23 protein-coding genes, 1 other RNA gene and 1 pseudogene are annotated in these 21,064 nt (G+C 53.4%); 10 read left to right on the top strand and 15 right to left on the bottom strand.

Annotated elements, in window-relative coordinates:
• Positions 1-5: 5 nt before the first annotated feature.
• The 8 genes and pseudogenes from agaD to kbaZ form a co-directional block, all read right to left on the bottom strand.
• The gene (agaD, locus tag M8Q36_RS02960; RefSeq protein ID WP_249879987.1) at positions 6-797 is read right to left on the bottom strand and encodes a PTS galactosamine transporter subunit IID; all 792 of its coding nucleotides are present in this window, start codon (positions 795-797) and stop codon (positions 6-8) included.
• Positions 787-1,590: a PTS galactosamine transporter subunit IIC gene (gene agaC, locus M8Q36_RS02955; RefSeq protein ID WP_017457378.1), complete on the bottom strand. Its 804-nt coding sequence runs from the start codon at positions 1,588-1,590 to the stop codon at positions 787-789. The genes agaD and agaC overlap by 11 nt, the downstream gene beginning before the upstream one ends.
• Before the next feature lie 51 nt (positions 1,591-1,641).
• Positions 1,642-2,118: a PTS galactosamine transporter subunit IIB gene (gene agaB, locus M8Q36_RS02950; RefSeq protein ID WP_249879986.1), complete on the bottom strand. Its 477-nt coding sequence runs from the start codon at positions 2,116-2,118 to the stop codon at positions 1,642-1,644.
• A gap of 113 nt (positions 2,119-2,231) precedes the next feature.
• Positions 2,232-3,092 (bottom strand): tagatose-bisphosphate aldolase subunit KbaY, encoded by an 861-nt coding sequence (gene kbaY, locus M8Q36_RS02945; protein ID WP_249879985.1) that lies wholly within the window; start codon positions 3,090-3,092, stop codon positions 2,232-2,234.
• Positions 3,092-4,246: an SIS domain-containing protein gene (locus M8Q36_RS02940; RefSeq protein ID WP_249879984.1), complete on the bottom strand. Its 1,155-nt coding sequence runs from the start codon at positions 4,244-4,246 to the stop codon at positions 3,092-3,094. Before M8Q36_RS02940 ends, kbaY begins: the two co-directional genes overlap by 1 nt.
• Before the next feature lie 320 nt (positions 4,247-4,566).
• Positions 4,567-5,001 (bottom strand): PTS galactosamine/N-acetylgalactosamine transporter subunit IIA, encoded by a 435-nt coding sequence (gene agaF / locus M8Q36_RS02935; protein ID WP_017457382.1) that lies wholly within the window; start codon positions 4,999-5,001, stop codon positions 4,567-4,569.
• Positions 5,002-5,225: 224 nt separating this feature from the next.
• Positions 5,226-5,380 (bottom strand): annotated as a pseudogene (locus M8Q36_RS02930) (PTS sugar transporter subunit IIB); the annotation flags it as partial.
• A 24-nt stretch (positions 5,381-5,404) separates the two neighbouring features.
• Positions 5,405-6,700 (bottom strand): tagatose-bisphosphate aldolase subunit KbaZ, encoded by a 1,296-nt coding sequence (gene kbaZ, locus M8Q36_RS02925; RefSeq protein WP_249879983.1) that lies wholly within the window; start codon positions 6,698-6,700, stop codon positions 5,405-5,407.
• Positions 6,701-6,947: 247 nt separating this feature from the next.
• On the opposite strand from kbaZ, the gene M8Q36_RS02920 reads away from it, so the two are divergent.
• Positions 6,948-7,757: a DeoR family transcriptional regulator gene (locus tag M8Q36_RS02920; protein WP_017457384.1), complete on the top strand. Its 810-nt coding sequence runs from the start codon at positions 6,948-6,950 to the stop codon at positions 7,755-7,757.
• Between the two features lie 57 nt (positions 7,758-7,814).
• Here the strand turns inward: M8Q36_RS02920 and garD are convergent, their stop codons facing one another.
• Positions 7,815-9,386 carry a galactarate dehydratase gene (gene garD / locus M8Q36_RS02915; RefSeq protein WP_200552330.1) on the bottom strand — a complete coding sequence of 524 codons (1,572 nt, stop codon included), beginning with the start codon at positions 9,384-9,386 and terminating at the stop codon, positions 7,815-7,817.
• A gap of 424 nt (positions 9,387-9,810) precedes the next feature.
• Here garD and M8Q36_RS02910 point away from each other — a divergent pair, with 424 nt between their 5' ends.
• From M8Q36_RS02910 to M8Q36_RS02880, 7 genes are all read left to right on the top strand, one after another.
• Entirely contained in the window at positions 9,811-11,145 is a 1,335-nt protein-coding gene (locus M8Q36_RS02910) for an MFS transporter (RefSeq protein ID WP_249879982.1), read from the top strand.
• Between the two features lie 25 nt (positions 11,146-11,170).
• Positions 11,171-11,941, top strand: a complete 771-nt coding sequence (garL, locus tag M8Q36_RS02905; protein WP_249879981.1) for a 2-dehydro-3-deoxyglucarate aldolase — start codon at positions 11,171-11,173, stop codon at positions 11,939-11,941.
• A gap of 31 nt (positions 11,942-11,972) precedes the next feature.
• Positions 11,973-12,863 carry a 2-hydroxy-3-oxopropionate reductase gene (gene garR, locus M8Q36_RS02900; RefSeq protein ID WP_249879980.1) on the top strand — a complete coding sequence of 297 codons (891 nt, stop codon included), beginning with the start codon at positions 11,973-11,975 and terminating at the stop codon, positions 12,861-12,863.
• A 103-nt stretch (positions 12,864-12,966) separates the two neighbouring features.
• Positions 12,967-14,112, top strand: coding sequence for a glycerate 2-kinase (gene garK, locus M8Q36_RS02895; protein WP_249879979.1), 1,146 nt, complete (start codon positions 12,967-12,969; stop codon positions 14,110-14,112).
• A 32-nt stretch (positions 14,113-14,144) separates the two neighbouring features.
• Positions 14,145-14,523: RNase P RNA component class A (rnpB, locus tag M8Q36_RS02890), an RNA gene on the top strand.
• Positions 14,524-14,598: 75 nt separating this feature from the next.
• Positions 14,599-14,895 (top strand): hypothetical protein, encoded by a 297-nt coding sequence (locus M8Q36_RS02885; protein ID WP_249879978.1) that lies wholly within the window; start codon positions 14,599-14,601, stop codon positions 14,893-14,895.
• A 274-nt stretch (positions 14,896-15,169) separates the two neighbouring features.
• Positions 15,170-15,922 (top strand): glutamine amidotransferase, encoded by a 753-nt coding sequence (locus M8Q36_RS02880; protein WP_249879977.1) that lies wholly within the window; start codon positions 15,170-15,172, stop codon positions 15,920-15,922.
• Here the strand turns inward: M8Q36_RS02880 and M8Q36_RS02875 are convergent.
• On the bottom strand, positions 15,902-16,291 hold the full coding sequence (locus tag M8Q36_RS02875) for a nuclear transport factor 2 family protein (RefSeq protein ID WP_249879976.1): 390 nt from the start codon (positions 16,289-16,291) through the stop codon (positions 15,902-15,904). The genes M8Q36_RS02880 and M8Q36_RS02875 overlap by 21 nt on opposite strands.
• 93 nt (positions 16,292-16,384) lie before the next feature.
• Between M8Q36_RS02875 and M8Q36_RS02870 the strand changes: the two genes are divergently transcribed.
• Entirely contained in the window at positions 16,385-17,104 is a 720-nt protein-coding gene (locus tag M8Q36_RS02870; RefSeq protein ID WP_249879975.1) for an AraC family transcriptional regulator, read from the top strand.
• A 67-nt stretch (positions 17,105-17,171) separates the two neighbouring features.
• Here the strand turns inward: M8Q36_RS02870 and M8Q36_RS25455 are convergent, their stop codons facing one another.
• Both M8Q36_RS25455 and M8Q36_RS02860 read right to left on the bottom strand, forming a co-directional pair.
• Positions 17,172-17,303 carry a protein YhaL gene (locus tag M8Q36_RS25455; protein WP_416211253.1) on the bottom strand — a complete coding sequence of 44 codons (132 nt, stop codon included), beginning with the start codon at positions 17,301-17,303 and terminating at the stop codon, positions 17,172-17,174.
• Between the two features lie 50 nt (positions 17,304-17,353).
• On the bottom strand, positions 17,354-18,055 hold the full coding sequence (locus M8Q36_RS02860; protein ID WP_020455386.1) for a pirin family protein: 702 nt from the start codon (positions 18,053-18,055) through the stop codon (positions 17,354-17,356).
• Positions 18,056-18,160: 105 nt separating this feature from the next.
• On the opposite strand from M8Q36_RS02860, the gene M8Q36_RS02855 reads away from it, so the two are divergent.
• On the top strand, positions 18,161-19,057 hold the full coding sequence (locus tag M8Q36_RS02855) for a LysR family transcriptional regulator (RefSeq protein WP_200552321.1): 897 nt from the start codon (positions 18,161-18,163) through the stop codon (positions 19,055-19,057).
• 32 nt (positions 19,058-19,089) lie between these two features.
• Here M8Q36_RS02855 and M8Q36_RS02850 read toward each other — a convergent pair whose 3' ends face one another.
• The 3 genes from M8Q36_RS02850 to M8Q36_RS02840 form a co-directional block, all read right to left on the bottom strand.
• A complete protein-coding gene (locus M8Q36_RS02850; RefSeq protein WP_045513183.1) occupies positions 19,090-19,437 on the bottom strand; it encodes a DUF805 domain-containing protein in 348 nt (115 codons plus the stop codon).
• 124 nt (positions 19,438-19,561) lie between these two features.
• Positions 19,562-20,548, bottom strand: coding sequence for a glutathione S-transferase family protein (locus M8Q36_RS02845; RefSeq protein ID WP_249879973.1), 987 nt, complete (start codon positions 20,546-20,548; stop codon positions 19,562-19,564).
• Between the two features lie 75 nt (positions 20,549-20,623).
• Positions 20,624-21,016, bottom strand: a complete 393-nt coding sequence (locus M8Q36_RS02840; protein WP_020455382.1) for a DoxX family protein — start codon at positions 21,014-21,016, stop codon at positions 20,624-20,626.
• Positions 21,017-21,064: the final 48 nt, after the last annotated feature.

Here is a 21,064-nt window from a genome sequence, read left to right as displayed (position 1 = left end):
CTCTGTCAGAGAATACCCAACGCTGAGGCAAGAATTGACAGCACAAATGTCACCGCAATCAGCACCACCGGGTGAGTCTTTTTCGCACGCAGCAGGTAATACATCAGTAGCGTATACCCCATTGGCAAAATGTTTGGGAACACCTTGTCAAAAAAGTCTTTCTGTAGCGCGACGCTGTGTGTTTCATCAATGGGAAAGGTGGTGATCACATTGATATGCACATACGAGGCGATCAGACCGCCGATAACGGTAATCCCCAGAATTGTTGCCGACCTTGCGATCATTTGTGAGTTTTCCCGAACTTTATCAATCGCTTTAACGCCCACAGAATAACCGACGTGTGTCCAGCCGACGCGCAAAAAGAAAATCGCCAGGTAGACTGCAAAGAAAAGTATCGGGCCAAGCAGGTTGCCCTGGCTGGCAAAAGAGGAACAGATTCCCGCCATAATCGGTAACAGCGTAAACCAGAAAATGGCATCCCCAATCCCCGCGATAGGGCCAAACAGCGCCACTTTTAGCCCCTTAATGGTGCTGCGGTTTTCCCCTTTCTCTTCCATTGAGATAAGCAGCCCCATCAAAAAACCAACCAGGTTGGGGTGGGTATTAATAAATTCCAGATGGTCTTTCATTGCCGCGCTTAAGCCGTCTTTATCATCCTTATAAATCTTTTTCAAAAGCGGCAGCATCGCCCAGGTAAAACCGCCAGCCTGCATCCTTTCATAGTTAAAACTGGCTTGCAGCACGGACGAACGGAAACCTAACCGGGTGATATCTTTCTTACTGATTTCAGATGCCATTGCTGTAATCCTCTTTATCGCTGGGGTTGCTTTCTGCCTGCGGTTGAGACTGGTTTTTCGCCCGCGCATTGAAGAATTCATAGACTGCGAAACCGGCACCTAAAACGGCAACCGGCAGCAGGTTGCTGACCTGGATATAACAGACGAACAGAAACCCGGCGATCAGGTAGGGAATGTATTGCGCTTTAAACATGACGCGTAAGAGCAAGCCGAAACCGACCGCTGGCAAAATGCCGCCCGCCACTTCAAAGCCGTGTGTCAGCCAGCCAGGCATTGCCTTCACCAGCGCCTGCATTGCGCCCTGTGCCATGTAGGTACACAGAAACGCGATAATGGCGTATGAACAGGCAACAATCAGCGTGGTGAGCCAGTTAAGGCGCGCAAAGGCCCGGGTATCGCCCGTGCTGGCGTAGTTATCCGCTTTCGACATAAATAACGAGAAAGCAGAGTAGAAGAACAGAATGATGTATTGCATTAACAGGCTAAACGGCAGCCCAAGACCGATTGCCGTTTTGGCGTCGACACCCGTGGACCACGCGATGACCGTCGTCATTACGCCCGCCATAATCGGGTTTGGAGGTTGTACACCGCCCGCCGGGGTTAAGCCTGCAAAGGCGAGTTCGGTTAAGCCGCCGGTGATTAACCCGATATGAATGTCCCCGAGGATCGCGCCTGTCAGGGTACAAACAATAATTGGTCTGAACAGGAATAATGCTTCCAGCCAGAAATCAATACCGAGGATAAAAACCAGAGCCGCCAGGGATAATCCCTGTATTAGCGTTATTTCATGCATTTTTCAGCCTCATCAGAGAGCGTTGCTTACCATCGTTGGCCGACAAAAAGCTCAGTCGGGAATATCGGTTTTTGTATCGCCGGGAACATCCTGAATGAAAATATGGGCCCCGTGATGTTTGATAAAACGCAAATCGTCCAGGTCCTGTTCATTGACATAGACTTTGCTGCTTATCTGTTTTTTCCCCGCAGAAAAATGCATATTGCCGACGTTGACGTCGTGAAGTTTCACGCCACCTTCTATCAGTTTTCGTACTGTTTCTGGCGTGCGGCAGATGAGGAAAATTTTTTGATGAGGCGCAGCCTTATCGAGAATGTTTATTGTTTTTTCCAGCGAAAAGAAGCGGATACCAAAGCCATAGGTTTCTGCTGTTATGCCCATCAGTTTTTGCTGCAAGGGATCTTTTGCGACGTCATCGTCTACGACGACAAGCAAATTGGCACCGATAGCCGATGTCCAGGTAACGCCCACCTGCCCATGGACGAGACGGTTATCGATGCGTGTGAGTAAAATATTCGGTGAGCTCATACTATTGTCCTGTCATTAATTAATACGGATATGTTCCTTTTTAATATTTATTCCAGTGATGCTTACAACATGTAATGACGTAAAGGCTGCCTCAGTGCGCCCAAAATAGTTCCTTACTTCTCCAGTTTGTCGGCTGAACCGCAGACCGTGACCTTACTTCGCACAACGTCTTTCATCGCATCCATACCGACCCGCATGTAGTAACGCGGATCGTTACCGTCAGGGTTCTCGTCAAACCATTTTCTCACCGCCGCGGCGAACGCGATTTTCAGCTCCGTCGCGACATTGACCTTGCATATGCCTAATCCAATCGCCCGACGGACAAATTCGTCGGGAACATCACTGGCACCGTGCAGCACCAGAGGAACATCCACCACGTTACGGATGGCGGCAAGTCGCTGAAAGTCGAGTTTCGGCGGTTTCGTATACAGGCCGTGCGCCGTACCAATCGCGACGGCGAGGCTGTCAACGCCGGTTAATTCGACGAAGCGTCGCGCATCCTGCGGTGACGTCAGAAAAGCACTTTCCTCGTCCACGCTCATGTCGTCTTCCATGCCACCAAGGCGCCCCAGTTCCGCTTCGACGCTGCAATCCTGGCTATGACAGAAATCGACAACGGATTTAACCAGCCGGACATTGTCGTCGAAAGGCAGATGGCTGCCGTCAATCATGGCACTGCGTACGCCGATATTGACCTTGCGGCGGATATCATCCAGCGATTCGTGATGATCCAAATGGAGCGCCACAGGCATGTGGTAACTGGCAGAGTAGGCGTCGCACAGCGCGTAGATCTCTTCGATAGCGATGTGTTTGTAAGTGCCTGGGGTGCCGGCAAGGATCACCGGTGAACGCATCTCCTGGCAAACTTCAAGGATGGCCTGAATAGTCTCTGCATTATGGATATTGAACGCAGGGATGGCGTAACCTTTCGCCTGCGCGTCCTGCAAAAGATATTTGGTAGAGATAATGCTCATTACGCCTCCTGCCACGGATGAATGACGACGCCCTGTACCACCCGGTTAACCGTTCCGCTCTGGGACGGGGTATCCGGGGTGATCCCGGCTTTTATCGATTGGGTGAGGGCAAATACCTGCGCGTACATCAGGAAACAAAATGCCTGCTCGACATCCAGAAATTCGCGGGCGGGGGGCAGCGTAATCTGTGCGTCTGACGGGATAGCGTGCTCTGGTGCTGCACTGACAGAGACAATGCGCAGTGCCTGGTTTTCTCGGTGAAGCTCTGCCAGCAGATCGCGATCGTAGAGGCGTGTATAAGGGTGGCTCGACATAAACACAACAACCAGCGTTTCGTTATCAATCAGTGATTTGGGGCCGTGGCGAAAGCCTGTAGGGGAATCGTAGAAGGCAACCAGTTTGCCGGCGGTTAATTCCAGCACTTTGAGCGCCGATTCTCTCGCTACGCCCTGCAACCCGCCGCTACCGAGATAGACAATGCGTTTGAAGGGTAAATCCCCGAATACGCCAGCGGAGAAATCCCCGAGCGAGTGAATGATTTGCTGGCAGCGTGTGGCAACATCACGAAAGCGCGCTGTGCTAATGACATCGGGTGCGAAGAGGGCAAGGCAGCTTGCCATCATGGTGGTGATGCTGCTGGTCATGGCGAAGCCGCGATCGTGCGTTTCGGCAGGCATCAACAGCGCCTTGCCATGGCGGCTGGCCTCAGCATTCTGGTACAGCGCACCGGCTTCGTTGCAGGTGATCGCAAGGTGATAACACTGCCTGACGAGCTGGTCTGCCAGGTTAACGGCCGCGACACTTTCCGGGCTGTTACCAGAGCGCCCGAAGGATACCAGCAGTGTTGGTTGCGTTTCCTGAAGATAGTCCACAGGGTTGGTGACCAGGTCGGTGGTCGGTACGGCGGTGATATTTTTCCCGGTGTGGCGCGCAAGCCAGGGACCAATAATGTCGCCAATAAAGGCGGAAGTCCCTGCGCCAGTAAGAATAATTTTAAGATTTTGTATTGATAAAACGGGCTGCAAAAACGCATCAATCTCATCGCGCTGGCGATCGATATTCTCAAGCGAGGCAATCCAGCACGCCGGTTGTTGACGAATTTCTCGTTCGGTCCAGGTTGACGTGTTTGATCGCCCGGAAAGCATTTCACTCATAGCGTATTCCTTAGTCATGCACGGTCACGAAAGTGAGCAGGAAAGAAACCTTTCATTTCGTTTCATTGAATATATTTCTCGTTAAATGAAACGTAACGAAAGTTAAGTCAAAGATCAATGCGAAAATAGCAATAAATCGAAAATTGTGATCGTTAATGCAAAGGAAGTGAAATTTAAATAAACTAGGGGACTATGCTGGGAAATAAAAGTGAAAGCGAAAGAAAAGGCATGGCGTGATAAGCGCGCCATGCCCAAATAACAGACAGGGAAAAGGACTACAAAGGGGAGTCGGGCTAGTGCATTAGCCGTGATCTCATCTGTCAGATCCCTTCTTCAATCTGTTGTTCGTCGCGGCAACGCCCCAGTTCATCGGCGAGGCTTGTCAGGCCACGATGACCGCACTCAAGCGCTTGTGCGCGAAACGCTTCACAACTTAATTCATCCCGTTCAAGTGCCATTTCCAGCAGCAGTTGCAGGTTGGTGCCGGTAATGACTTCACGGTTCGGTTGCTGCATGGCTAAAGTGGACGCGACACGAAATGGCGTACCGCCCAGTAGATCGGTGAGAAACACCACTCCCTCGTTGCCACTTAGCGTGTTAACCGCCTCTTCGAGTTGTTCTGTCAGCAAGGCAGTCGTTGATGTTTCCGGAAAATCGATAGCAATAAATTGCGACTGCTCCCCCAGAATTTGCGTCATTGCCCTTGCCATTCCACTGGCGAAACCACCGTGTCCACAAAGAATAATTCCCAGCATCGTGACTCCTTAATTCAGAGAAAGTGGGCAAATTTACCGACAATAGCCAGCGCGACAGACTGTAACAAGCTGATTTGCATAAAATTGCCTTAATGTAGTGTGAAGATATCCAGTGCGAGTTCTGTCGGTACACTTTGTAGCAGCACTCAACGACGTTGGCTTGCAATACATTGAACGCTGTAATGTCGCAGACGTCGACAGACTGTTTTGACGATCTGCTTTTACAGCGACCAGAAGCGCACCATTTCCATCAAATTTTGCTGTACGGAATCGTTGGCAACCTCATCGTTGGCTACCAGTACCAGGTTCGCCCCGGCAAACCAACCCACTGCACCCCAACCTGGCCGTGGATTAAGCGTTCATCGATACGGCTTAACACGGTGTTTTACATAGCGTTTTCCTGTTAAGGGTTATCAGATGACACGCCCTGACAGGCGGCGTGGTACTGACGCAGCACGTCTTGGATGTGATCAATAATCAGCGCGTTGGGCGTTGCGCTCAGCTTGTGCTCACGCACTCTGGCGTACTGGAGCGGCAGGTACTGGCTAATGAGCGGAAGTGGAATAGCGTGGTCGGCCAGGTTGCGCACCAGTCGTGCGTAGGATTCATCAATCTGGCTATCCGGCCAGTAGTAACGCACGCGATCTGAATAGCTATAATCTCGCGCCAGGCGGCGGGCGTGGCTGTCACCGTGATAATGGCTTTGCCAGTACTCAGGACGGTCGAGCATGACATTTTCCAGCACGTGGCGAAGATCGGAACAGGCGCGCGCGGGAAGCAGTTCCTCTTCGATAGCCGCCAGGGCGAACAGCGCTTCGCGCAGGGCGAAAGTGAGCGCCGGGCCGACTTTCAAAATAGCAAAGTGATCGTGAACCAACTGACGCAGTGCCTGCGGCGTCTGGTAATCCGTGGAGTGGGCTTCAAACACCAGGGTCGGCTGATCTTCAACCATTTTGCTCAGGGCGCTGGCTTTTTGTGGCTGGTAATCCACGACATGGCTGTTATCGAACTCAACGCCAGGCTGGACCACTAGCGCGATGATGCGCGGCCAGATATTGCTTAGCCCCTGGCGTTCAAACGCGATGCGGTGCGCCTGTAACGTGGCGCGTGCGGCATCGGGTGAGGTCACGGCAAGCTCGGTGAGCGTTTCATGGGCACCACCAGGGACGGGAACTTCAGTGCCGATGACGTAAACCAAATCGCTTTCGCCCGATTGTTCGATACAGGCCGCTTCGGCCACCTGCGCCAGCCTTGTGGCGCGTGCCGCGACAATCTCATCGGTAAGCGGCGTGGGATCGTCGGCGCACGACATGCTGCAGTCGAGATGGATTTTTTTGAAACCCGCCGTGACGTAATGCGTAATCAGCTCTTCAGCATGCGACATGGCCTCGGCGGCGGGTAACGTTTGCCAGCGATTCGGGCCAAGATGATCGCCCCCCAAAATCAACTGCGCGCGTGGGAAGTTCAGCTTATCGGCAAGCTGGCAAACGAAAGCGTGAAACTGCGCTGGTGTCATGCCGGTGTAGCCGCCAAATTGATCGACCTGATTGGATGTCGCCTCAATGAGTAAGGGGTGGTGATGAGCGGCGGCAAATCGGATGGCGGCTTCAAGCACCAGCGGATGGGCAGAACAAACGGCGTAGATCCCTTTCTTGTCGCCCTCTTTGTGGTGCTTTATCAGCGCGGTAAGATGTTTCACTTTCCTCTCCTTTTTAGCGTCTTCAGGTTTTATTCTTTCGTTTGGTTTCCTTTTATCCTGATTGATGTTCTCTTAAAAATAAAATGAAAGATAATGCTTTTCCGATCTGTTTCACAAAACAAACATAATGAAAGATTCTTGCCGTCACTTTCCGGGAGCAGCTTTCCATTTCACGCTTGCATTCCTTATGAAGTCAGGTTTAATAAGTAAATCGAAATGAAACGAAAGTTTAGATAAAGGATTTCTTATGGCCAGCATCAGTTCCTCACCCGAAAAGCGCACCATTGGTACGAGCGAAAGGCGTGAGCAGATCATCCAGCGGCTACGGCAGCAGGGAAGCGTACAGGTTAATGATTTATCTACTCTTTTTGGCGTATCCACCGTCACAATCCGCAACGATCTCGCTTTCCTGGAAAAACAGGGAATTGCCGTGCGCGCGTATGGCGGGGCGCTGATCTGTGACGGTAACGCACCGGCAACCGAGCCTTCTGTTGAAGATAAAAGCGCGTTAAATACCGGGCTGAAACGGGGGATCGCGCTGGCGGCGGCGGACATGATAAAGCCAGGGCATCGGGTGATTCTCGACTCGGGAACCACGACGTATGAAATTGCGCGCATGATGAAGCAACACCAGGATGTCATTGTGATGACCAATGGGATGAACGTCGCGAATGCATTGCTCGATGCTGAAGGGGTCGAGTTGCTGATGACTGGAGGGCACTTGCGCCGTCAGTCGCAGTCTTTCTATGGCGATCAGGCGGAGCAATCACTACAGAATTACCATTTCGACATCCTTTTTCTCGGTGTCGATGCCATCGATCTCGAACGCGGCGTCAGCACGCATAACGAAGATGAGGCGCGGCTGAACCGCCGGATGTGCGAAGTCGCAGAGCGCATTATTGTGGTAACCGATTCCAGCAAGTTTAACCGTTTGAGTTTGCACAAAATTATTGATACCCAACGCATTGATATGATCATTACGGATGAAGGTATTCCGGTAGAAAGCCTGCATGGGTTGCAGAAAAGCGGTATCGACGTGCTACTGGTGAAGCAATAAAAAAAAGCATGGCCGCAGCCATGCTTAAAAGTGAGGTTTACATTTTTCTTATAAAAATCAGGTCACCGGAGCCGGGTTAAACACCGCCAGTTGGTTGTGCAGGCCCCACTGATCCGAGAAGGTTTTCTTACGTCCGCTGGCGACATCCAGGATGAAGTGGAACAGCTTCCAGCCCACATCCTCAATCGTCTCTTCGCCCGTGGCGATCGTCCCGGCGTTAATATCCATTAAGTCATACCAGCGGTTCGCCAGTTCGGTACGCGTTGCCATCTTAATCACCGGTACCGCAACCAGGCCGTAAGGCGTACCGCGACCGGTGGTGAAGACCTGCAACGTAATCCCGGAAGAGACTTGTTGAGTACCACACACGAAATCACTCGCCGGTGTTGCCGCGTAAATCAGGCCGCGTTTAGTCGGGCGTTGACCGGGTGAGAGCACTTCCGAAATGGCGCTCTTACCGGATTTCGCAATTGAACCCAGCGCTTTCTCGACCACATTCGCCAGACCGCCTTTTTTGTTCCCCGGAGAAGGGTTGGCGCTGCGGTCGGTTTTGCCCATATCGAGATAGTTATCGTACCAGGCCATCTCTTCCAGCAGGCGTTTGCCCACTTCTTCGTTAATGGCGCGCGGCGTCAGTAAGTGGATCGCATCGCGTACTTCGGTCACTTCAGAGAACATCACCGTGCCGCCGCAGCGAATAATCAGGTCCGATGCAAAACCAACCGCCGGGTTGGCGGTAACGCCGGAGAACGCATCGCTGCCGCCGCACTGCATGCCGACAACCAGTTCGGAGGCCGGGCAGGTTTCACGTTTGCGCTGATTCAGCTTCACCAGGTGGCGTTCAGCCACCTGCAGAATGTCGTCCACCATCGAGCGGAAACCCACGTGATGCTCATCCTGCAAACGCACAATGCTGGCGCTGTCGACCGGAATGGCCTGCACATCTTCGGTGCCCTGCAGCAGACGCTCCGGCTGTAATTTTTCACAACCGAGACCAATCACCATCACTTCACCGCCAAAGTTCGGGTTCAGCGCGAGGTTATGGATAGTACGAATGGGGATCACCGCAGCCGGCGCGTTAATCGCCACGCCGCAGCCATAAAGATGGTTCAGACCGACGACGCCGTCCACATTCGGGTATTTCGGCAGCAGATCGCGTTCGATAATCTTCACGACATAATCGACAACGCCCGCCACGCAATGCACGCTGGTGGTGATACCCAGCAGGTTTTTGGTGCCGACGCTGCCGTCCGCATTGCGGTAACCTTCAAAGGTGTAACCTTCCAGCGGCGGCAGCGGCTCCGGGACTTTGGTCGCCAGCGGCAGCGTATTCAGCGGCGGCGCTTTTGGCAGCTCGACTGTGGATTCATCAATCCAGCTACCGCGTGCAATGTCGCGCACAGCGTAACCAATCACTTCACCGTAACGTACGATTTCACCGTGATGGGGAATATCGACCAGCGCCACTTTATGGCCTTGCGGAATATGTTCAATAAGCTCAAGTCCATCCGGAAAACGGGTTCCCGCTTTTAAGCCATTGTCATTAACGATGATCGCGACATTATCCGTGTCGTGTACCTTAATATAAAACGCCCCTGGCGGTTGCTGTCTAATTTCAATGTCGGACATTGTTAAGTAATCTCCAGCTAACTGTACGATGCATTACTCAATAAAAAGAGGAACCATTCTTTATTCTGTAATTAATATCAGAAATAAAAATCTCATTTGCTGAAATAAGAATGTCAGGAGTTTAAATAATAAAATGTGATCTGCGTCACTTATTATTGTGATGTCCCGTCCGGCGGGGCTGTCTAATGCAAGATCTGTGCATTAGCGCCCAGGCGTATGTGCATATGCTCAAATTATTCTTTTTGCAAAAGCGTAAAATTGAGCAACCCTCCAGTGTGTGACATCATGGCGCTGATTATACTGAGAGCTAATAAAATCGAAGTGCCAATTATCTGATAATAGTTTCGAGTGCTTAAATAAAATCAGGTAAGAAACATCACAATAATTATATTTTAAAGTTAGCGGTGCCCGAGGAAATTAAAAAATGACTGTTGAACATGCCGTTGAAACAAAACGGGGCTTACCCACCCGTTATTTAATTTTGCTGATTATATTTATTGTTACTGCTGTGAACTATGCAGACCGCGCTACGCTGTCCATTGCCGGGACAGAGGTTGCGAAAGAGCTGCAACTTGATTCTGTCTCGATGGGCTACATCTTTTCGGCATTCGGCTGGGCTTACCTGCTGATGCAAATCCCTGGCGGCTGGCTGCTTGACCGCTTCGGCTCGAAAAAGGTTTATACCTGGAGTCTGTTTTTCTGGTCACTCTTCACCTTCTTGCAGGGTTTTGTTGATGTCTTCCCGATCGCCTGGGCCGGGATTTCGATGTTTTTCATGCGGTTTATGCTCGGCTTCTCAGAAGCGCCTTCGTTCCCTGCGAACGCCCGCATCGTTGCGGCCTGGTTCCCGGCGAAAGAGCGCGGTACGGCCTCGGCGATTTTTAACTCCGCACAATACTTCTCTCTGGCGTTGTTCTCGCCGCTGCTGGGCTGGTTGACGTTCGCCTGGGGCTGGGAACATGTGTTTACCGTGATGGGCGCGATCGGTTTTGTGCTGACCTTCGCCTGGGTGAAATTTGTCCACAACCCAACTGACCATCCGCGGATGTCCCGCGAAGAGCTGGAGTACATCGAGCAAAATGGCGCGGTCGTGGATATGGACCATAAAAAAACGGACGACAGTAAAAACGCCGGTCCTAAAATGGATTACATCAAGCAACTGCTGTGCAACCGCATGATGCTTGGCGTGTTTTTTGGTCAGTACTTCCTCAACACCATTACCTGGTTCTTCCTGACCTGGTTCCCGATTTATCTGGTGCAGGAAAAAGGCATGTCGATCCTCAAGGTCGGGTTTGTTGCCTCCATTCCGGCGCTATGCGGTTTTGCTGGTGGCGTGCTGGGCGGATTTTTCTCTGATTACCTGATTAAGCGCGGTTCCTCGCTGACCGTGGCGCGTAAATTCCCTATCGTGGTCGGGATGTTACTGGCTTCAAGCATCATTCTGTGTAACTACACCGATAACACCGCACTGGTTATTGCCCTGATGGCGCTGGCGTTCTTCGGTAAAGGTTTTGGCGCGTTGGGTTGGCCGGTGATTTCCGATGTCGCGCCGAAAGAGATTGTCGGTCTGTGCGGTGGCGTATTCAACGTGTTCGGTAACGTGGCTTCTATCGTGACGCCACTGGTTATCGGATACATGGTTAAAGAGTTGCATTCTTTCAACGGTGCGTTGGTGTTCGTAGGCTGTTCAGCGCTGATGATGATGGTCTGCTATCTGTTCGTGGTTGGCGACATTAAACGTATGGAACTGAAGAAATAAGCAACAACTCATTAAGGTACAAAAGATGAATAACGATATCTTCCCAAACAAATTCAAGGCCGCGCTGGCGGCCCAACAGATTCAAATCGGTTGTTGGTCTGCGCTGGGTAGTCATATCAGCACTGAAGTTCTGGGTCTGGCGGGCTTTGACTGGCTGCTGCTGGACGGCGAACACGCCCCAAACGACGTGCTCACTTTTGTACCGCAATTAATGGCATTAAAGGGCAGCGTTAGCGCGCCGGTGGTGCGAGTTCCAACCAACGATCCGGTGGTTATCAAACGCCTGCTGGACATCGGTTTCTATAACTTCCTGATCCCGTTTGTTGAAACCGAAGAAGAAGCGGTAAACGCTGTTGCGGCGACCCGTTATCCGCCGGGAGGCATTCGCGGTGTCTCTGTTTCACACCGCGCCAATATGTTCGGCACCGTGCCGGATTATTTCCGCCAGTCCAACGCCAACATCTCGATTCTGGTGCAGATCGAAAGCCAGGCGGGTGTGGATAACCTCGACGCAATCCTTGCGACCGACGGCGTAGACGGGGTGTTTGTTGGCCCGAGCGATCTGGCTGCCACGCTGGGTTACATCGGCAATGCCGCGCACCCGGAAGTACAGCGCACCATTCAACACATTTTTGCGCGCGCCAAAGCGCACAACAAACCGAGCGGCATTCTGGCGCCGGTTGAAGCCGACGCACGCCGCTACCTTGAATGGGGCGCGACCGTGGTGGCCGTTGGTAGCGACCTTGGCGTGTTCCGCTCAGCCACGCAGAAGCTGGCCGACACCTTTAAGAAATAATCAAACCACCATTAAAGAGAGAGACGCAATTATGACGATGAAAGTTGGTTTCATTGGCCTGGGTATCATGGGTAAACCAATGAGTAAAAACCTCATTAAAGCCGGTTACTCACTGGTGGTCGTGGACCGTAACCAGGACGCCGTGGCTGAAGTGATTGCCGCAGGCGCTGAAGCCGTGACCAGCGCGAAAGCCGTTGCTGAGCAGTGTGATGTGATTATCACCATGCTGCCGAACTCCCCGCACGTAAAAGAAGTGGCACTGGGCGAAGGTGGCATCATCGAAGGCGCGAAGCCGGGTACTGTGCTTATCGACATGAGCTCTATCGCACCGCTGGCCAGCCGTGAAATCAGCGACGCGCTGAAAGCGAAAGGCGTTGACATGCTGGACGCGCCGGTCAGCGGCGGTGAACCGAAAGCCATCGACGGCACCCTGTCCGTGATGGTGGGCGGTGACAAAGCGATTTTCGACAAATATTACGATCTGCTGAAAGCGATGGCGGGATCTGTGGTGCATACCGGTGATATCGGCGCGGGCAACGTGACCAAACTGGCAAACCAGGTGATCGTGGCGCTGAACATTGCCGCGATGTCCGAAGCGCTGACGCTGGCGACTAAAGCGGGCGTTAACCCGGATCTGGTCTACCAGGCAATTCGTGGTGGTCTGGCGGGCAGCACCGTGCTGGACGCGAAAGCGCCGATGGTGATGGATCGCAACTTCAAACCGGGTTTCCGTATTGATCTGCATATCAAAGATCTCTCCAACGCGCTGGATACCTCGCACGGCGTGGGCGCGCAGCTGCCGCTGACTGCTGCGGTGATGGAGATGATGCAGGCGCTGCGTGCTGATGGCCTGGGCAATGCCGACCATAGCGCGCTGGCATGCTACTACGAGAAACTGGCGAAGATCGAAGTTACTCGTTAATAAGAAGGGCGCGGCGCTGCGCCCTTGACTCCTTATTTATCCACTTCTTCAGGCCGCTATTGGCCTGAAGGGTGAAGTGCGCGGCACTATCAGGCTCACAACTATGAAAATCGTAATCGCCCCAGACTCTTACAAAGAAAGCCTTTCAGCTACCGAAGTAGCGCAGGCGATAGAAAAAGGATTTCGGGAAATTTTCCCGGATGCTCAATACGTTTCTGTTCCGGTTGCGGATGGTGGCGAAGGTACGGTTGAAGCCATGATTGCCGCCACAAATGGCACGGTGCACACCGCGCGCGTCACTGGACCGCTGGGTAAACATGTTGAAGCCTGCTGGGGGATGTCTGGCGACGGAAAAACCGCGTTTATTGAAATGGCGGCGGCGAGCGGGCTGGCGCTTGTTCCACCTGAATTACGTAACCCTTTGATTACCACTTCGCGCGGCACCGGGGAACTTATTTTGCACGCGCTGGAACAGGGGGCGACCAACATTATTATTGGCATTGGCGGTAGCGCAACTAACGACGGCGGCGCGGGTATGGTGCAGGCGCTGGGTGCGAAACTGACCGATGCTAACGGGACGGAAATCGGCTACGGCGGCGGTAGTCTGATAAGCCTGAACGCCATTGATATTTCCGGGCTCGATCCGCGTTTGCAGCACTGCACACTGCGTGTCGCCTGCGATGTCACTAACCCTTTGATCGGCGAACAGGGCGCATCACGCATTTTTGGTCCGCAAAAAGGGGCGACGGAAGCGTTGATTGTCGAATTGGATCGCAACCTGAGCCATTTCGCCGATGTCATTAAAAAATCATTGCGTGTTGATGTGAAAAACGTGCCTGGCTCCGGCGCAGCGGGCGGGATGGGCGCGGCGCTGATGGCTTTTCTCGGCGCGGAATTGCGCAGCGGCATTGAGATCGTGACGCAGGCGCTCAATCTCGAAGAGCATATTCATGATTGCACCCTGGTCGTGACGGGCGAAGGGCGCATCGACAGCCAGAGTATTCACGGCAAAGTGCCGGTGGGCGTGGCGCATGTCGCCAAAAAATATCACAAGCCGGTGATCGGTATCGCCGGGAGTTTGACCAGCGATGTGGGCGTGGTTCACCAGTACGGCATTGACGCCGTATTTAGCGTGCTGACCAGCATCGGTACGCTGGAAGAGGCGTTTCGTGGCGCGTTTGACAATATTTATCGCGCATCGCGCAATATTGCCGCCACCTTGCAAGTGGGAATGTTGACGGAAGGGTGACAGGCGCAAGCAAACCCTCTATACTGCGCGCCGAAGCTGACCAGACAGTCGCCGCTTCGTCGTCGTCCTCTTCGGGGGAGACGGGCGGAGGGGAGGAAAGTCCGGGCTCCATAGGGCAGGGTGCCAGGTAACGCCTGGGAGGCGCAAGCCTACGACCAGTGCAACAGAGAGCAAACCGCCGATGGCCCACGCAAGTGGGATCAGGTAAGGGTGAAAGGGTGCGGTAAGAGCGCACCGCGCGTCTGGCAACAGTTCGCGGCACGGTAAACTCCACCCGGAGCAAGGCCAAATAGGGGTTCATAAGGTACGGCCCGTACTGAACCCGGGTAGGCTGCTTGAGCCAGTGAGCGATTGCTGGCCTAGATGAATGACTGTCCACGACAGAACCCGGCTTATCGGTCAGTTTCGACTATTAATAAAACCCCGCTTCGGCGGGGTTTTTGCTTTCTGGCGGCTAAAGCTGAATAACTGTCCACTCCACTTTCTATGAAAGAACGCGGCTTATCGGTCAGTTTCGACTGTTCAGGTAAGATCCCGCTTCGGCGGGGTTTTTGCTTTCTGGCGGCTAAAGATGAATGGCTGTCCACTCCGCTTTCTATGGAAGAACGCGGCTTACCGGCTAGTTTCGACTGTTCAGGTAAGATCCCGCTTCGGCGGGGTTTTTGCTTTCTGGCGGCTAAAGATGAATGGCTGTCCACTCCGCTTTCGATGAAAGAGCACGGCTTACCGGTCAGTTTCGATTATTCAGGTAAAACCCCGCTTCGGCGGGGTTTTGCTTTTTGAGACGGCAAGATGGACGCCTGCCCACTCCACTTTTTATGAAAGAACGCGGCTTATCGGTCAGTTCCGACTCTTAAAGGCCCCCGCAGGAGCAATCTTGCGGGTTTTTTGCGTGCGGAAGTTGGCAACTTGCAGGCATTTTGCTGTTGCGCGCGTCGTACCGTTAAGCACCGGTACTGCTAACCTTATAAATAAATATCCCGTCGGAAGGCTGTCGAAAAGCGCTAACATGTTCTTAAACGGTTTTGAAACTAGCATCGCGGGAGTCGCTGGCGTCATGGAACAAAAATCATTGATCATTATTCAGATGGGGGATGCCCCGAAGCCTTTACGTGACGCCCACGGGGATATTCCGCATTGGTTTTGCCGGGTTATCGGTTGTGCTCCTGAAGAGGTGGACGTGGTTCGCGTCTTTGAAGGCGAAACGCTGCCAGCCCCGGATGCGCGCCGGGCAGCGATCATTACCGGTTCATGGGCAATGGTTTCCGACAGGCTGCCGTGGAGCGAGAAAACCGCAGAGTGGATCCGCGAAGCCATTGCGATTGAGATGCCGCTGTTTGGCGTTTGCTACGGTCATCAACTGATGTCCTGGGCCCTGGGCGGGAATGTTGAATACCATCCGCAGGGCCGTGAAGCGGGGACAAAAACCGTTTATTTGCACACCTCGGCGCACAACGATCCGCTACTCAGCCACCTGTCTGAAAGTTTCCCTGCGCACCTGACGCACCGGCAAACCGTGACGCGGTTGCCTGAAGGCGCATCGGTGCTGGCCTCTTCCGCGCACGATAATCATCAGATCGTTCGATACGGGCCGCAGGCCATTTCGGTGCAATTTCACCCGGAAATGACGCCGGAAATCGCGACCGATCTGCTGCGTTTGAATCGCGCGCACATCGAAAAAGAGGGTACCGATGCCGACAGTTTAGTCGCCGGCGTGCTGCCCGCGCCGGGCGCGGCGGAGATCCTGCGCCGTTTCGTGCAGGACGTGATCGAGCGCAACAACACGCGGTTATCTCACGCTGCCCAGTGAACGGTCTTGCGCCGTGCCCTGCACCAGCCGGGTTAACTCCTCGCAGCGGGTGATTAGCCCGTTCTCTAGCGTGAAATGCGCAAATACGTCAATGTGTGCCTGAGAGCCATCTTTCTTACTCACTGCTACAAGATGGTGCGTCAATACGTCATTGTTTTGCCCGGCAATGGCGACCACCGTCACGTCAATGGCGTGCGTCAGATGTTTGAGCTTTGCCATATGCTCAACAAATCCCGTGAAATTAAGCGACTGTCCGTCGACAACTTGTTGATAATCCGGCGAGAAGAATTGGCGGATTTTGGCTTCGTTATGGTCAGGGTGGCAAACGACGCTTTGCAAAGCCAAGGCGATACGTTGGGTGATATCCATTATTGTTATCCTCATTTGTGCTTATAAAGAGGATATCGCCCCACCGCGTTGGTATATTAGCCGCATCAGGACATCAAATACGGTTTATCAGCCATGTTAATCGTACAAAAGCAGCGACTCACGCATCAAAACAAGCACACTACCGAGTGGCACCAGCATGTTACCGGGCAGCTGTTTTGCATTCAGCGAGGGATGATGATTGTGAAAACGGAGCAGGCGCAATGGGCGCTAACGCCCGCGACTGTCGGCTGGTTTCCTGCGCAGATGCGCCACTGCGCCTGGAGCGTGGGCGATGTGGAAGGACATAGCCTGCAACTCAACCATGATGATGCCCCCACTTTCGCGGGAGTGTGGCCTGCCGATCCGTTTATGATGCTGTTGATGGAACGCATAACGCAGTGCGACCCGTCTCGCCAGGCATCGCTTCTGGCGGTGATGATGGAGGAGATTCGCGTAGCACCAGGCGCGCCGTTGCAGTTAACCCTGCCGCAGGATCGCCGGGCGAAACGGGTGGCTGAACTGCTATTGTCGGAGCCACACCATGCGGCAAATCAGGCGCAACTGGCTAAGCTCTTTGGCTTGAGCGTCAGAACATTAAGCCGCTTGTTCAGCGAACAAACCGGGCTGAGTTTTAGCCAGTGGCGGCAGCAGGCAAAAGTCCTGGCATCGATGGGGCATCTGCTGCGCGGGGCGCCGGTAAGTGAGACGGCAGAACGCTGCGGATACGATAACGTCAGTGCTTTTATCGCCGCATTTAAGCTGCGCTTTGGCAGCACGCCGGGGCAGTTTCAGGCGCGAAACCGGGCATGCTAAGTTCGCGAAGAACGACAGTAGGGTTCAACAGAGATGTGCCCCGGTCTTGTGCGCCGGGGCTTATGGGTCAGGCGGTGGCTTCTTCTTCCGCCAGTCGGACAACGGCTTCTGCGACAATCGCTTCCAGCTCTGTCAGCATCTCTTCATAACCGAATCCAGCCACGACGGGGAGTGGGGTTTGCTGTGTAGGGTCTGTCATAAAATTCATTGTGCTGCTCATTTCATTTACTCACTTACGTAACGCAACTATCACACGGGTAAATCTATCAGCAAAGCGCGCAACGGCGTATCCGCAACCAGGGTTATGTTAGCCTCGTCACGAATAAACGCGCCGTCACCACAGGTGAGCGCTTCTTTTGCTTCGCAATGCGTTACTGCGTGTACCGTACCGTGAATCGATTGCAAATAGGCGCGCGGGCCATGCAGTTGAATCTGCAACTCTTCGCCTTTGGCAAGCTCGATATGGTGCAGCCACACTTGCTGGCGAAGCTGCAAACTTCCCTGGCTGCCATCGGGGGAAGCCAGCAGTTGCTGCGCCACATCGGCAATGGTCATTTTTTGCACCGGTGGGTTTTCACGCTCGGGACAGGCATCCAGCCATAACTGCATGCGCGTTAACGATTTGTCTTTGCTAAGGTTATGTTCGCTGTAGCTGATGCCGGGCTGGGTGGCAATTAACAACGCTTCACCGGCTTTCGCCTGGACATGGTTGCCCTCGCTGTCGCGATACTCCGCTTCGCCTTCCAGAATCAGATTTAAAATATCCACTTTCGGGTAGGTGCGTGGCTGGAACGACGCGCCAGGGGCGAGCACTTCCTGGTTCAACACACGCAGGGAGGCATAGCCCAGTAATTTCGGGTCGAAGTAATGTCCAAAAGAAAAAGTGTAGCGGGCCTGAAGCCAGCCGAAGTCAGCTTGTCCGCATTGTTTTGCAGTACGTGTAGTAATCATAATTGTTGACCTCTCTTTACTTAAAACAATGTTAAAGGTATGGACGCTGCATTGTTAGCCAGATATTCTGCCCGGTATGTTCAAATTTCCTGAATGAGAACACTTATGGCCAAAGAAAGGGCGCTGACGCTGGAAGCGTTACGTGTGATGGATGCGATTGACCGACGCGGAAGCTTTGCCGCGGCGGCGGATGAGTTGGGACGCGTGCCTTCTGCGCTCAGCTATACCATGCAAAAACTTGAAGAAGAGCTGGATGTCGTGCTGTTTGACCGTTCCGGGCACCGAACGAAATTCACCAATGTCGGGCGAATGCTGCTGGAGCGAGGTCGCATCCTGCTGGAAGCCGCCGATAAACTGACAACCGATGCAGAAGCGCTGGCGCGCGGTTGGGAAACACACTTAACGCTGGTCACTGAAGCGCTGGTGCCAACGGGGGATCTGTTTCCGCTGGTCGACCGGCTGGCCGCAAAAGCCAATACGCAGTTATCGATCATTACTGAAGTGCTGGCCGGGGCGTGGGAGCGGCTGGAGCAGGGGCGTGCCGATATCGTTGTCGCGCCGGATATGCATTTTCGCTCTTCGTCGGAAATCAACTCACGCAAGCTTTACTCGGTAATGAACGTCTATGTTGCTGCGCCGGATCACCCGATCCATCAGGAAGCGGAACCGCTCTCGGAAGTGACGCGCGTGAAATACCGCGGCGTGGCTGTTGCCGATACCGCCCGCGAGCGTCCGGTGCTGACGGTACAGCTTTTGGATAAGCAGCCAAGGCTGACGGTGAGTACCATCGAGGATAAACGCCAGGCGCTGCTGTCCGGCCTGGGCGTGGCGACGATGCCTTATCCACTGGTTGAACAGGATATCGCCGAAGGTCGCTTACGTGTTGTGAGCCCGGAATATACCAGCCAGGTAGATATCATTATGGCCTGGCGTCGCGACAGTATGGGCGAAGCGAAAGCCTGGTGTCTGCGGGAAATTCCCAAGCTGTTTGCCGGTAAATAAGTCATTGCTCCACGTTTGTGGAGCAATGCCATTCAGGGGAACGCTTTCGGTACGGGGCCAAAGGGGTTTTCTACCGGCGTGCCGCGCTGGCTGTAAAACGCCAGCAGCATCAACCAGCCAATCACCGGAAACAGCAGCAGCAACAGCCAGCGCCAGCTTCGGTTGGTATCATGCAGGCGGCGTACCTGAACCGCCAGGTTTGGCACCAGCACCAGCAGGGCGTAAATCTGGCTTAACAGGTGCCAGCCGATGATCCTGTCGACCACATACAGCACGCCAAAGAGGATAAGGTTGACCAGTGTGAACATCCAGAATTCGCGGCGGTGCGCGCGTCCGTGAAATGTCGCGTAGTTGCTCAGTACCCTAAAATACCAGTCCATTTCCCACCTCGATCAACGGTCAATCCGTTGTTTTCTCAACGATCCCTGTAAGAATAGACGGCAAAAATACAAAGCGAAAACCCGGCGAGAAATAATTTGGGCGCGGTGAAACGCGCCCGGAAGATCAGGAGAAACGCAGGTCGCGTCCGTGTGGTTCATCCAGATCCTGCCACGGCCCGATAGAGATAATTCCGGTCGGGTTAATGGTTTTGTGGCTGCGGTAATAGTGGTTGCGGATATGGGCGAAATCGACCGTTTCCGCAATACCCGGCATCTGATAAATGTCGCGCAGAAAGCCGTGCAGATTCAGATAGTCGCTGATGCGATGCTTATCGCACTTGAAGTGAGTGACATAGACCGGATCGAAACGCACCAGCGTTGTCCACAGGCGGATATCCGCTTCCGTAAGCCGGTCGCCGGTCAGGTAACGATGCTGTCCGAGGATCTGCTCAAGGCGTTCCAGCGCATTGAAAACATTGACCACTGCTTCGTCATACGCCTGCTGGCTGGTGGCGAAACCGGCTTTATAGACACCGTTATTCACGTTGTCGTAGATCCAGCCGTTCAGTTCATCGATCTGATCGCGTAATTCTGGCGGGTAGTAATCGCCCGCTTTCGCGCCCAGACCGTCAAAAGCGGTATTGAACATGCGGATGATTTCCGCCGATTCATTGCTGACAATGGTGTGATTCTTTTTATCCCACAGCACAGGCACCGTGACGCGTCCGGTGTATTGCGGGTCGGCATGCAGGTAGAGCTGATAAAGGAATTCGTGTTGATACAGCGTGTCGCCAGTTGCCGCCGGAAAGTCATCGTCAAATGTCCAGCCGTTCTCCAGCATCAACGGGTTGACCACGGAAACAGAGATAAACGGCTCAAGGCCTTTGAGTTTACGCAGGATCAGCGTGCGATGCGCCCACGGGCAGGCGAGTGAAACATATAAGTGGTAGCGGTCTTTCTCGGCGGCAAAGCCACCTTCGCCAGAAGGACCTGGTGCGCCATCTGCGGTAAGCCAGTTGCGAAATGCGGATACCGAGCGCTGGAAACGTCCGCCGGTGGATTTGGTGTCATACCAGTTGTCGTGCCAGACGCCGTCAATCAGTTGTCCCATTTTGTCTCCTCCTTCTGAATAGCAAAAGCGAGGAGTGGTCTCCTCGCTTTGATCTCTTCACTCAGTATAGAGCGCTTACCATTTTTTATTCAGGACGCGGTCGATACTGATGGCGCCCGGGCCAGTGATGCCCAGCAGCAGGTAACCGCCAGCGATGGTCAGGTTTTTCATGAACATCAGCGAGTTCACGCCTTCTGCAAAATTGCTGTGGAAGATGAACGCGGTCAGCAGCGTAAAACCTGCGGTGAACAACGCTGTGGTACGGGTCAGGAAACCGAACAGGATCGCCAGACCGCCGCCAAACTCAAGAAGAATGGTCAGTGGCAGGAAGAACCCCGGCACGCCCATCGCTTCCATATATTGCTGAGTGCCTGCATAACCGGTGATTTTGCCCCAGCCTGCGGTAATAAACAGAATCGGCATCAGGATACGAGCAACCAGGAAACCAACATCTTCTAATTTTTTCATCTTTCTCTCCAGGGAACCACAATAGCGGCTTTCAGTAAAATGTCTGCA

This window comes from Kosakonia sp. R1.Fl (genome assembly GCF_023516815.1).
Taxonomy (GTDB): domain Bacteria; phylum Pseudomonadota; class Gammaproteobacteria; order Enterobacterales; family Enterobacteriaceae; genus Kosakonia.
Note: the sequence above shows the minus strand (reverse complement) of the source record. Positions and strands in the feature narration are given on the sequence as shown.